The organism is Pontibacter sp. GD13 (assembly GCF_058216355.1).
The window spans coordinates 31,322-43,292 of record NZ_JBYZMQ010000013.1 but is presented as its reverse complement, the minus strand read 5'-3'; the positions used below and the strand labels follow the sequence as shown (position 1 = coordinate 43,292).

Annotated in this window: 10 protein-coding genes; 8 read left to right on the top strand and 2 right to left on the bottom strand. The window is 50.1% G+C overall.

Going from position 1 to position 11,971, the window contains the following annotated elements:
* Nucleotides 1-255 precede the first annotated feature (255 nt).
* The 5 genes from AC4BAN_RS15620 to AC4BAN_RS15600 all read left to right on the top strand — a co-directional run bounded on the left by AC4BAN_RS15620 (nucleotide 256) and on the right by AC4BAN_RS15600 (nucleotide 6,465).
* Nucleotides 256-447: a cold-shock protein gene (locus AC4BAN_RS15620; RefSeq protein ID WP_490565347.1), complete on the top strand. Its 192-nt coding sequence runs from the start codon at nucleotides 256-258 to the stop codon at nucleotides 445-447.
* A 132-nt stretch (nucleotides 448-579) separates the two neighbouring features.
* Nucleotides 580-807, top strand: coding sequence for a hypothetical protein (locus tag AC4BAN_RS15615; protein WP_490565346.1), 228 nt, complete (start codon nucleotides 580-582; stop codon nucleotides 805-807).
* Between the two features lie 68 nt (nucleotides 808-875).
* Nucleotides 876-1,334 (top strand): cold-shock protein, encoded by a 459-nt coding sequence (locus AC4BAN_RS15610; protein WP_490565345.1) that lies wholly within the window; start codon nucleotides 876-878, stop codon nucleotides 1,332-1,334.
* 575 nt (nucleotides 1,335-1,909) lie between these two features.
* On the top strand, nucleotides 1,910-5,032 hold the full coding sequence (locus AC4BAN_RS15605) for a SusC/RagA family TonB-linked outer membrane protein (protein ID WP_490565344.1): 3,123 nt from the start codon (nucleotides 1,910-1,912) through the stop codon (nucleotides 5,030-5,032).
* An 11-nt stretch (nucleotides 5,033-5,043) separates the two neighbouring features.
* Entirely contained in the window at nucleotides 5,044-6,465 is a 1,422-nt protein-coding gene (locus tag AC4BAN_RS15600; RefSeq protein WP_490565343.1) for a SusD/RagB family nutrient-binding outer membrane lipoprotein, read from the top strand.
* Between the two features lie 108 nt (nucleotides 6,466-6,573).
* Here AC4BAN_RS15600 and AC4BAN_RS15595 read toward each other — a convergent pair whose 3' ends face one another.
* Nucleotides 6,574-7,863, bottom strand: coding sequence for a serine hydrolase (locus AC4BAN_RS15595; protein ID WP_490565342.1), 1,290 nt, complete (start codon nucleotides 7,861-7,863; stop codon nucleotides 6,574-6,576).
* Between the two features lie 366 nt (nucleotides 7,864-8,229).
* Here AC4BAN_RS15595 and AC4BAN_RS15590 point away from each other — a divergent pair, with 366 nt between their 5' ends.
* Entirely contained in the window at nucleotides 8,230-9,633 is a 1,404-nt protein-coding gene (locus AC4BAN_RS15590; protein ID WP_490565341.1) for a M14 family zinc carboxypeptidase, read from the top strand.
* Nucleotides 9,634-9,721: 88 nt separating this feature from the next.
* Entirely contained in the window at nucleotides 9,722-10,954 is a 1,233-nt protein-coding gene (locus tag AC4BAN_RS15585; RefSeq protein WP_490565340.1) for a nucleoside recognition domain-containing protein, read from the top strand.
* Between the two features lie 89 nt (nucleotides 10,955-11,043).
* On the opposite strand, the gene AC4BAN_RS15580 is transcribed toward AC4BAN_RS15585, so the two are convergent.
* Nucleotides 11,044-11,286, bottom strand: coding sequence for a hypothetical protein (locus AC4BAN_RS15580; protein ID WP_490565339.1), 243 nt, complete (start codon nucleotides 11,284-11,286; stop codon nucleotides 11,044-11,046).
* Nucleotides 11,287-11,652: 366 nt separating this feature from the next.
* Between AC4BAN_RS15580 and AC4BAN_RS15575 the strand changes: the two genes are divergently transcribed.
* Nucleotides 11,653-11,874 carry a hypothetical protein gene (locus tag AC4BAN_RS15575; RefSeq protein WP_490565338.1) on the top strand — a complete coding sequence of 74 codons (222 nt, stop codon included), beginning with the start codon at nucleotides 11,653-11,655 and terminating at the stop codon, nucleotides 11,872-11,874.
* Nucleotides 11,875-11,971 lie beyond the last annotated feature (97 nt).

The following is an 11,971-nucleotide window of genomic DNA, read 5'->3' as shown; positions in this document are numbered from 1 at the left end:
TAAACTTTAAAGGAACATTAGGTTTCTGTTTACTTTCAAATTGCGCTTCCAGAAGAACTTGAGAAAAAGCCAGGGAAGCAGTACTTAAACGACTGTAGCGACATTTTTAAACATGCTGTTTAGCAGATACTTACAAATAAAATCGGGATTATAAGCTTTAAAAATCAATATTGCCAATTTTTTATCGTAAATTGTAGAAAATAATGAACATATATACTTGCAAATATGTAGTAAGTGTATAACAAACAAAATATCATGAATAACGGAACAGTAAAATTCTTCAACGACCTGAAAGGGTTCGGCTTTATCAAAGATTCAAATTCTAATGAGGAGTACTTCGTACACGTATCTGGCCTGGTAGACGAGATCAGAGAAAACGACGAGGTGACTTTTGAGCTACAAGATGGTAAAAAAGGGCTAAACGCAGTTAATGTTAAGCGTGCTTAGTTTTAACATATAGTACTAATAAAAAAGCCTTACATGCGTAAGGCTTTTTTATTTTTTTGGAAGAGCCGGTTTTTTATACTTCCAATGCAAAAGAATAAAGTTAAATTAATGTTAAATATTCTCTAAACTAAGATGAACAGAAAATATTTAGTAGATACAGCGACACGCGAGTACCTGTGTGTCGCACTACAAAAAGGACAGGAGTGGGAACCGAATAACCAGGATTCACTGGAAAGCTTTATGGATTCCCGCCCTAACAAAGACAGCGCCGATTTCGAATTAGTATCCGGCGAATACAACGATAATTCCTTCTTCGAGAAGTGGATTAGAAATGGCACCAACTTCCTGTTTCGCTACTAAGCAGAAACAGGAAAGCCTGATGACGCGTGGGTAACATAATACTTAACAACTAAGAGCAAGAACAATTAATGGGTAGATCGCAGGAAACCTTCAGTAAAAAAGAGAAGGAAAAGAAAAAACTGAAAAAAAGACAGGATAAAGAACAAAAGAAAGAAGAACGCAAAGCTACTTCCAACAAAGGAAAAGGCATTGATGAAATGCTTGCCTATGTTGACGATAATGGCAATATTACGGATACTCCCCCAGATCCGCTCAAGAAAAAGAAGGTGATCAAGCAGGAAGATATCCAGATCGGTGTTTCCAGACAAGAAGCAGTTGACCCAGCTGACCTGATCCGGAAAGGAACAATCACGTTCTTCAACACTTCTAAAGGCTACGGCTTTATCAAAGATCACGATTCGCAGGAAAGTATTTTCGTGCACCAGAATGGCCTGGCCAGTCCGGTAAAAGAAAATGACAAAGTAACATTTGAAGTAGAGAAAGGCTTGAAAGGCTTAAATGCTGTTAATGTGAAAGCCATTAGCTAGCAAAACATACTTCACTATGTCAGGTGCCTGGCATAAAAAAGGAAAAATGGAAAGCAAACGGATGCTGCAGGTTTATGGTTAAACCGCAACGCCTGTCTCGCTTTCCTTCTTCTTTTTTAGCCCGGGCCTGATTGTCTTGCCTGACTGGCATCACTCCTATCCGACGCAAGTGCTTAAAAATACTTTGAGCTTATTAAACCTCTGGCATTCCGAAGCAATTACGCTTAAAAGTGGCACCACCATGGGTCAGTTTCATAAAACTTGCTTAAACCATTCGCACTAATGTTTTTATCCTGTTACTAGCGCGTAGCCACTGCGCCTTGTCCCTACTTTCCCTCATTTAAAATTTGCACAAAACAATGATTATTATATATAATATATACTAATCTAAATAAGTCACGTACAGTGAACTAATATTAGGTGAAATAAAAATATGTATAATTATATTTTTAATAAAATAATTATATTAAATATGTTAAACCCAACCGCTAATCTATAAGCAAAGACCAAAACCACGAGATATCCATTAATAAAGTCCTAAATACATTGTTCATGTTTACTTAATTTAACTTGCTATGAGGAACAATTTTACATTGATTATTTTGCTGCTATTAATAGGTTGGGCTCCAGGTGCATTGGCCCAGGAGAACTTCGTGAGCGGCAAGGTTACTGGCGCAGAGGCAGGCATGGCCTTGCCCGGCGTTAGCGTTATTATCAAAGGCACCACCAGGGGCACCACCACCGATGCCTCCGGGGACTACCGGATCCAGGTACCCGATAACCAGGCTGTGCTTGTGTTCAGGTACCTCGGCTACGAGGTGAAGGAAGTAAGCGTGGGCAACCAGTCTACCATAAACGTAAGCCTGAACACCGACACGAAGCAACTTTCTGAGGTGGTGGTAACGGCCCTGGGCATTACACGGGAGAAAAAGGCGCTTGGCTACGCGGCACAAAGCGTAGAATCGGAGTCGCTGACCCGAAACAGGCAGCCGAACGTGATCAACGCCTTACAAGGCAAAGTGGCCGGGGCAACTATCTCCAGCACAGGCGGAGCACCGGGCCAGGGTGCCAGCATTCTGATACGGGGCATCAACTCCATCGACCCGAGCAGGCCCAACCAGCCGCTATTCGTTATCGATGGTATTCTGATCGACAACTCCACCTCCACGTTTGGAGCAGGCACAGAGTTGCGGGGCATGAGTAACCGATTGGCCGACATCAACCCCGATAACATTGAAAGTATAAACGTGCTGAAAGGAGGCGCTGCCACCGCGCTCTATGGCCTGCGCGGCGCCAACGGCGTAGTGGTGATCACGACAAAAGAAGGACAGAAAGGCGCTTTGCGAGTAAACCTTACCAGCACGGCAGGCATTGAGGAAGTGAACAAATTCCCGGATATCCAGGATACCTACACACAAGGGTATTTGGGCGTGTATGACCCGGAAAGCTTCTGGCCATCGTGGGGACCTACCGTGGCCGAGGCCCGGAAACTGGACCCGACGCATCCTGCAGAACTCTATAACCATTTTAGGGATGCTTACGAAACCGGTCACCAGTTTCGAAACACGCTCTCCTTTTCTGGCGGCAGCGATGCCATTACCTACTCCTCCTCTCTTTCGCACCTGAAGCACGAAGGGGTGTTGCCCTTCACGGATTACGAGAATATTTCGGCGCGGCTGAATACCGATGTGAAGCTCAGCGACAAGTTCAGGACAGGTGCCAACTTTACGTTTATCAACTCGGGAGGCAAGCGTTACAACGCCGACCGTTTTAACGAAAGCCTGAGTTACTGGTCGCCCCGCTGGGATGTGACTGATTTCAGGAAGCCCGATGGCACCATGAAAACCTACGGCAACAACAACCCGGTGTATGGCGCCGCTACCAATCAGTTAGAAGATGACGTGAACAGGTTTATCGGCGGCCTGAGCTTTGGCTACACCCCCTTAAGCTGGCTGGACCTTAACTACCGCGTTGGCTTAGACACGTATAACGATGCACGCACCGCCACCGCACCCGGACCAAGGGGTTTTGCCGATGAGCGGGTGTATGAAGACAATGGCCAGGGGTTCATTAATGAGTACACGTCCAAATTCAGGGCGATCAACTCCACTTTTATTGCCACTGCCACGTTACCCCTCGGCACTGACTTTAACAGTACCTTCCGGCTGGGCCATGATCTATACGACCGGAAAGTAGAGAGTTTCGGCGCTGAAGGAAGCGAGTTAGCCGTGTTTGATTATTTTGACCTCAGAAATGCCCGCTTCTTATCGGCGGTGCAACAGAAGGAAGAGTACCGTTTGATGGGTTTTTTCGGGGAGGCCTCCATCGATTACAAAGATTTCCTCTTCCTGACCCTGACCGGACGTAACGACATTACCTCTACCCTCCGAAAACCAAATAACTCCTTCTTCTACCCTTCCGCAAGCCTTAGCTACGTGTTCTCCGAGCACCTGGACCTGCCCGATTTTATCAACCAAAGCAAGCTCCGGCTATCGTATGCCCAGATCGGTAAAGATGCGTTGCCTTACGCCACCTCCTCGGGTTACTCCACATACGGCGGCTTCCCGACAGGCTTTACCGGCTTTACCAGGTCGGCTCTGCTGGGCAACAAAGACCTGCGGCCCGAGTTCACAAACACTTATGAGGCCGGCCTCGAAATGGCTTTCCTGGATAACCGCATAGGGTTCGACTTCACGTACTACTACTCGCTGAGCAAAGACCAGATCCTGAACATCAACGTAGCCTCTACCACAGGTTTTGTGCGGGCAGCCGTAAACTCCGGTGAAATGCGAAACAAAGGTGTGGAGGTGGTACTGAACGCCAACCCTATCAGAACCAGCGACTTCAACTGGACCTCGAAGCTGGTGTTCTCGGCGAACCGCAACAAGATCCTGAGTATCCGCGAAGGACTGGAAGAAATCGCCTACGCTTCGCAGTTCGGTTACGTGGGTTCTACGGTTACCCTGAAACTGATACCCGGCCAGCCTTACGGCAATATCTACGGCTCACACTACCAGCGCTACTACGGCCCCGGTGAGGAGGAGGACCCTCTGTTCCTGGATACATCCAGGCCGATTGTGATCGGGGCCAATGGCTTTCCAAAGCGGGCTCCCCTCTCCAGCCAGAAAATACTGGGCAACTCGCAACCCGATTGGATTGCCGGTTTTACCAACACTTTTTCTTATAAAAACCTGAGCCTGACCGGCCTGATAGACACGCGCCAGGGCCAGGACAAGTATAACCAGATGGGCAATTTCTTTGCTGCGTTCGGTATTGCCAAGTACACCGAAAACCGCGACCAGACCATTGTCTTTGACGGCGTGCTGGAAGACGGCACCCCCAACACCAAAGCGGTTTACCTGGGCCAGGGCATCGGGCCAGATGGCGTAAATTACGGAAACGGGTATTATCGGAACGTCTACCGGGGCGTGTCAGAGAACTTTGTGGAGGATGCCTCCTGGGTGCGCTTGCGTTCACTTACCCTAAGCTATACTTTGCCGAGCCAGTGGTTCGAGAAGATATTTGTGCGAAACGCCGCTGTTTCACTTACGGGCAACAACCTGTGGCTCTCTACCGATTATTCCGGCTTCGACCCTGAGAACAGCTCCACACCCGCCGGCAGCAACGTAGATGCTTTCGCCGGATTCACATACCCGGCTGTCAGAAGCTATCTGTTCACACTTAATGTAGGATTTTAACCAGACAAGGCATGAAAAAGATATTCAAATACACATTCGCCATTCTGATGCTGACAGGGGCCATGCTCAGTTTGCAAAGCTGCGAGGATTATTTTGACCTGGATGAGAACCCGAACCTGGTGAACAACCCTCCCTTAAACACGCTCCTCTCCACCACCACCCAGAAAACCGGGCTCAACAGCCAGCGGGTGGGCAGCATTACCTCCTTCTTTGTGCAGTACCTGGCGGGCCCAACCGCTGGCGGGTCTACGGATACGTACCAGGTAACGGACTATTCCTCTACCTGGGATGCGCTTTACCTGGCCATGGCCGACATTTACGACATGAAGCAAATGGCCATGGAGGCGGGCGCCACCGATTATGTGGGCGTGGCAGACGTGATGATGGCCTACCACCTTACGCTGGTGTCGGATATGTGGGGCGCTGCGCCGTATAAGCAGGCTTTCGTTAGCACCACCCTCACCCCGGGCTTCGACTCGGCTGAGGAACTGTACAGCACTTCGCTCAACCTGCTCGACGAAGGCATTGCCGAACTATCCAAAGCTGACTCCAAAGTGATTCTGAGCCCGACGAATGATCTTATTCACAACGGCAGCAAGGAAAACTGGATTAAAACGGCCTATGCCCTAAAAGCCAGGCTCCTGAACAAGGTGAGCGAAACTTCCAGTTACGATCCGCAGGCAGTCTTGAGCGCTGTAGAGAACTCCTACACCTCCAACGCTGACAATGCTGACATGGGTGTTTTCGCCACCCGCAACCCCTGGGCCGCCATAGCGCTGAACAACGAGAACCTGGTATTGGGCGGATGGCTTTCAGAACAACTGGTGCAGCACCTGAATGGCGTTACCTACGGCGTGGTAGATCCGAGGCTTGCTAAGATAACCGACCCTACCATTAATGGCGATTTTGTGGGCACACCGAACGGAACGGGTAATGTTGGCTCCGCCAGCAGTACCATACACGATGAAGTATACATTTCCCGCAACTCACCGCTCACCTCCGACGAGGCGCCCCTGCTCATCGTTTCGTATCCCGAGGTGAAAATGATAGAGGCCGAAGCTGCCCTGCGTGCTGGCCAGCGCGACAGGGCCTACGCTGCTTACCTGGAGGGTATCCGGGCAAGCATGCGCCTGTTTGAAGTAGATGCCGCCGCTGCCAACGCGTATATTGCTTCCCCTGCCGTGGCGGTTGGGCCCGCTGCCCTTTCGCTCGACCATATCTTTAAGGAGAAGTACGTGATCACGTATCTGAACCCCGAGGCCTGGGTAGATGCCCGGCGCTACAATTACCAGTACGCCAACTTCACCCTGCCCGAGGGTGCAGCTCTCAACACGTTCATCAGAAGAGTGGCCTACCCACAGGGAGAAACCTCCAAGAACCCCAACACGCCGGAGAGTCCCGTTCTTTCGGATCCGCTCTGGTGGGATAAATAAAAGCTGCTAAAGACTGTTCTATACCTTAAAGCAGCGAGCCAGCCCATTAAAGGGTTGGCTCGCTGCTTTTTCTAGCCTATAGCAAACAGGCTTTTTTCTTGAAAAACATCATTCATACTCTAATCTGAACCGCTCCAGGTCGGGAAGGTATTTCTTTTTGCGTTTTCGCTCATACTGGTAAACGGCTTTGCCCAGATTCTTCATAAACGGAAAGCCTACTTCGTCATAGGCATACTTCCCATCGTTCAGAATGTCGTTCTCATTCACATAGATCACCGCCGTTAGCAAAAACTCCACTTCATGCTCCAGGTCAACCACGTAGGCATTGTCGATCATGAAGCCGTAGGCATCCCCTATTTTGTTAAAGATGCGGATGTTGCCCGGGATTCGGTGCTTGTCCTGCCCGTACAGCAGGAACTTCACGTAGCTGTCCGGGTATTCCGCTTCATCATACTTCGGGTAACTACTTTCGCGCGGCAGCATCGACATGTATTTGTACAGGAAATCATAATCGTCGGGTTTCAGGTTAAAGCGCTGCGCAGCCGGCACTGCCTCCGGGAAAAGGATACTTTTCAGCACACCCTGCAGCACCTCCACAGAGATGTAGTTTTTGGCCGAAAAATCCATGGGCCGGTTCACCAATGTATCGTCCTGCATGTAGCCTTTGCCCAGGTAAACTTCCTTTAAAGGGCTGGGGTTAGGGCTGGCGTTGAACAACATTGGTTGCCGGTACAGCACCTGATCGCCTTTGTAAAAGGTAAAAGGATTGGTATGGCTGTTCTCGTCCGGGGTCAGGAAAATGGACAGCCTGTGCGAGAGGCGCACATCCGTAAAGCCTTTCTCGTGCAGCCCTTCGTTCAGGCGCTGCTGGCCCAGAAACTCATACAGGCGGTTATAGGCGTCGTTGTCGCTTACGAGCAGCACTTTCTTGATATAATGCGCCAGGGAAGGCAGGCCATTCTCTGAGCTGCTGTCGGTGCTGACCGCCGATTGGCCGGCATAGGCGCTGTCGATGCGCAGGGCAGTGTACTTATCCACGCCCTCCAGGTTCAGCGCATTCAATTTCTCCAGCGCCAGGGCGGCGGCGGGTAACTTTACTGTGCTGGCCGGGTAAAAATACTCATTTGGGTTCAGGCGATAGCTGTAGGAGGTAAAGTGGGGCTCGTTCTGCGCATCGCGGTCTATCTGGGTATAGAGTACCTGCACACGGTATTTTTCGGGCTGCCCCAGAATCTGCTGAAACTGCTCCGGGTGCTTTTTCATGATCTTCTCAACCATCGTAGTCTTTTGTTTTGCAGTTGCCGCACAGGACGCCAGCACTATGGAAAACAGGCCATAAAGTATGAACCTGGCAATAAGCGGCCGGCGCCTCTGAAAATAACTTAAATCTCGGATCATATACACAGGTTTGCTTCAACAGGAAGATACAAACCTTTTTTAATATCTGCCAGCTTGTTGCAGGGCTTTGGCTAAAAGTACAAACAAGCTGCGTTAATTTCGTAAACTACAGTTTTGGGGCTACTTTCAGGTTTAAGCACGGAGCATGTTTTTGATGCGGCGACATCTGAAACCCCGGCTATCCTACTTTAAGGCGGCCAGAAATTCAGTTTTCGCTTTGCAGAGGCGATAATTCACGGGTTTTATCTTACGTTAGTGCTTAAACTTGGCTCCATGCGAAAATTTAATACGATTGTCTTTCTCCTGTTGGCATTGACTCCCTTTAGGTGCCAGCAGAAAACCTCCATCCAGAAACCTCTCCCGTACATGGCCAGACTACCGTATCAACAGCACCATGCCTACAAAGAACAGGCTTTGCAAAACCGCCGTTTCAAGCACCACGACATCGTGCCGTTGCTGGAGCAACTCAGGCAAAACCCACTGTTCGAGGTGCAGGTCGTGGGCAAATCTGTGGAACAGCGCGATATTTACCTGGTAAAGGCAGGGACCGGCAAAACGAAGGTGATGCTTTGGTCGCAAATGCACGGCGATGAGTCGACTGCCACGATGGCCCTGTTCGACCTCTTTAACTTTTTGCAGCAAAGCGACAGTCTGGATGCAGTGCGGCAGCAGATCCTGCAGCAGCTCACCCTCTACATCGTGCCCATGCTGAACCCGGATGGAGCGGAGCAGTTCATGCGCCGCAATGCCCTGCAGCTGGACCTGAACCGGGATGCGCTGCGGCTGCAGAGTCCGGAGGCGGAGCTGCTCAAAAGCCTGCGCGACAGCCTGAACCCGGCGTTTGGCTTCAACCTGCATGATCAAAGCATCCATTACACCGTGGGCAACACGGCAAAACCAGCCACCATCTCGTTCCTGGCCCCGGCCTACGATTACGCCCAGACGGTGAACCCTGTGCGGGCCCGCGCCATGCGCACCATTGTGGGCATGAACGAGGCCCTGCAGCAGTTGATACCCGGGCAGGTGGCCAAGTACTCCGATGAGCACGAGCCCCGGGCTTTTGGTGACAACATCCAGAAATGGGGCACCAGCGTGATCCTGATCGAATCGGGGGGGTATGCCGGGGATCCGGAGAAACAGGAGATCCGGAAGCTTAATTTTGCGGCCATTGTTTCGGCGTTGCAACTCATCGCCAGCGGGGCTTACACGCAGTATACTTTAGAGGACTACTACACTATACCCGAAAATGAACGAAACCTGTTCGACCTGATCGTGCGGAACGCGCGTTACCCGCAGCAGGGCATTAACACACAGCTGGACGTGGGTATTATACGAAACGAGGAGGAGGCCGCTGCCGCCCCCTCCGGTTTTTACTACAACAGCACCGTGGAGGAGCTTGGCGACATGCGTGTTTTTTATGGCTACGAAGAAGTGGACGCAGAAGGCCTGACGCTGGTGCCCGGCAAAGTATACCCGCCTCCTTTCAATAACCTGGCGCAACTGGCAGCCGCCAACACCCGCGAACTGCTGGCCGGCGGCTATACCACCGTCCGGTTAAAGCAACTCCCCGACCCTGGCTTTAACCCACTGCAGCTGCCGCTGAATGTCACCTCCGTTACAGGCGATGTGAACCACGCCCTCGGCCTGGACCGAAAAGCGAACTTTGTGCTGCAGGATGCGCAAGGCAAGGTGCGCTACGCGATCGTGAATGGCTTTGTGTTTGACCTGCAGGCCGAAAAGCCGGCGCTTTTTCACGGGCTGGTGCTCTAAAAAGCAATAGCCGGATATATAGGAGGTTGATATTATTGGATCACTTTGTATCTTACGGTTTCAACCGGACCTAGCTAACCTATTCTACATGGTTTTAAATTATCTGTGGGCAGGATTCTTCCTGATCGCCTTTGCTATTGCCCTTTTCCAGCTTATCTTTTTCCAGGATTATGATATTTTTCAGAAGCTCGTAGCCAGCACCTTCGATAATGCCAAGCTTGGCTTCGAGATTTCGCTGGGACTGACCGGTGTGATGACACTCTGGCTGGGACTGATGAAAGTGGGAGAAAGAGGCGGCATCATTGCCGTGTTCGCCCGGTTGGTGGGGCCTTTCTTTCACCGCCTGTTCCCCGAGATCCCGAACAACCACCCTGTGTTCGGCTCCATCCTGATGAATTTCTCTGCCAACATGCTGGGCCTCGATAATGCCGCTACGCCTTTAGGCCTGAAGGCCATGAAAGAGATGCAGGCGCTTAATCCGCGCGAAGACACGGCTTCTAATGCGCAGATCATGTTCCTGGTGCTGAACACCTCTGGCCTTACCGTTATCCCGATCAGCGTGATGGTGTTCCGGGCACAGTTGGGGGCCGTTGACCCCTCCGATGTTTTCATCCCGATACTGCTGGCTACTTTTTTCTCCACTATTGTTGGCCTGATTGCCGTGGCGCTTTACCAGCGCATCAACCTGCTTCATCCCGTTATTCTGGCTTACCTGGGCACCCTGATGCTCCTGATCATCGGCCTGATCTATTATTTCAGCATCATCCCGCAGGAGCAGGTTAGTGTTATTTCCACGGTGGCCAGCAATGTTATCCTGTTCACTATCATCGTTTCTTTTATCGGCCTGGCACTTTACAGAAAGGTAAATGTGTACGAGGCGTTCATTGAGGGGGCAAAAGAGGGCTTTGCGGTGGCCATTACCATCATCCCCTACCTGGTGGCAATACTGGTCGCCATAGGGGTTTTCAGGACGTCCGGCGCACTCGACCTGCTGGTGGGGGGCATCGGGTACCTGGTAAGCTTGACCGGCGTAAACACGGACTTTGTACCTGCGCTGCCTGTCGCGTTTATGAAGCCGCTCAGTGGCAGCGGTGCCAGGGGCATGATGGTGGAAGCCCTAAACACCTATGGCGTAGACTCGTTCGTTGGCCGCCTGGCCTCCACGATACAGGGCTCCACGGAAACCACATTTTACATTCTGGCCGTTTACTTTGGCTCTGTGGGTATCCGCAACACCCGCTACGCCCTGGTGTGCGGCTTAATTGCCGACCTGGCCGGTGTGATAGCAGCTATTTTAATTTCTTACCTTTTCTTTCACTAAGATACTGTAGGAAGGTCTGATTCTTAAAACGCGCAGCCTCCTGCTTTAAAAACAGGAGGCTGCGCGTTTTAAATGTTAATAGTTCTGATTTATTTTACCCAGTTCTTGCGTTCGGTGAAGTGATTACAGCCGAACATGGCGCCGGTTATCATCTCAAATTGCTTGGGCTTCATGTCTTTTTCCGGTCCTTCGTGCACCAGGGGTAATACATAGGACGGCTCCATAGCATGTTGCCCGGTCAGCTCGTCGCACACGCCAAAATCTTCGCTTTTTACTTGCACCTTACCCGGGTTCTGTTCCCAGTGATTGCAATGATTGCAGGTTGCTTCCATAGTTGTGTATTTTAGTTTTCGGATAGTAATCAGTTACTTAAATATACTCCCATCAGGCTGTTAAGGGTTGCACGATCGGGCTGCCCTTCAGCAATTTAGAATTATGCTAAACAAGTTTAAGGCCAACATTCAACACGATCATAATTTGTTGAAAATCCATATCACAGAAAGAAGAGAAAACAACCTAAGCCATCACTGCCTTCTCTTGTAAGTTATGTGGCTAAACGCTGACTGGCTCGATACCCGACCAATGTATTTATGTAAATCTTTTAGATAGGCTGAACCGTAATAATTGAAAATAGCGATATCAAACTTTATAAGGTAAAAAGGATGCGATCGCTTGATGTCTTATCTAAGAAGAAAAAAATGAAGAAACTGATGTACACGGGTCTTGTCGTTCTCGGAACGGCCGGCCTCTTCTCATGCGACAACAACGAGCATAGAGACGATGATGAACTGGACGACAATAAAAATGTTGTGGCACGCGATACCGTTGTGACTGAATATCAAGTTGAGGAAACCGTGGTGGAGTATGATACCACCAAAAGAACCAAAACAGTTGATCCGGATATAGAGGAAGAACATTAATCTTTAATTCCGAAGGCAAAAGCCTCGCATAAAGCATAAAGCCGGTTGACCCTCGTGTATAAGGTCAACCGGCTTTATGCTTTATGCTTCAACAGGA

Coding starts and splice junctions, on each gene's coding strand:
- AC4BAN_RS15620 (WP_490565347.1), top strand. CDS start 256: ATGAATAACGGAACAGTAAAATTCTTCAACGACCTGAAAGGGTTCGGC.
- AC4BAN_RS15615 (WP_490565346.1), top strand. CDS start 580: ATGAACAGAAAATATTTAGTAGATACAGCGACACGCGAGTACCTGTGT.
- AC4BAN_RS15610 (WP_490565345.1), top strand. CDS start 876: ATGGGTAGATCGCAGGAAACCTTCAGTAAAAAAGAGAAGGAAAAGAAA.
- AC4BAN_RS15605 (WP_490565344.1), top strand. CDS start 1,910: ATGAGGAACAATTTTACATTGATTATTTTGCTGCTATTAATAGGTTGG.
- AC4BAN_RS15600 (WP_490565343.1), top strand. CDS start 5,044: ATGAAAAAGATATTCAAATACACATTCGCCATTCTGATGCTGACAGGG.
- AC4BAN_RS15595 (WP_490565342.1), bottom strand. CDS start 7,863: ATGATCCGAGATTTAAGTTATTTTCAGAGGCGCCGGCCGCTTATTGCC.
- AC4BAN_RS15590 (WP_490565341.1), top strand. CDS start 8,230: ATGGCCAGACTACCGTATCAACAGCACCATGCCTACAAAGAACAGGCT.
- AC4BAN_RS15585 (WP_490565340.1), top strand. CDS start 9,722: ATGGTTTTAAATTATCTGTGGGCAGGATTCTTCCTGATCGCCTTTGCT.
- AC4BAN_RS15580 (WP_490565339.1), bottom strand. CDS start 11,286: ATGGAAGCAACCTGCAATCATTGCAATCACTGGGAACAGAACCCGGGT.
- AC4BAN_RS15575 (WP_490565338.1), top strand. CDS start 11,653: ATGAAGAAACTGATGTACACGGGTCTTGTCGTTCTCGGAACGGCCGGC.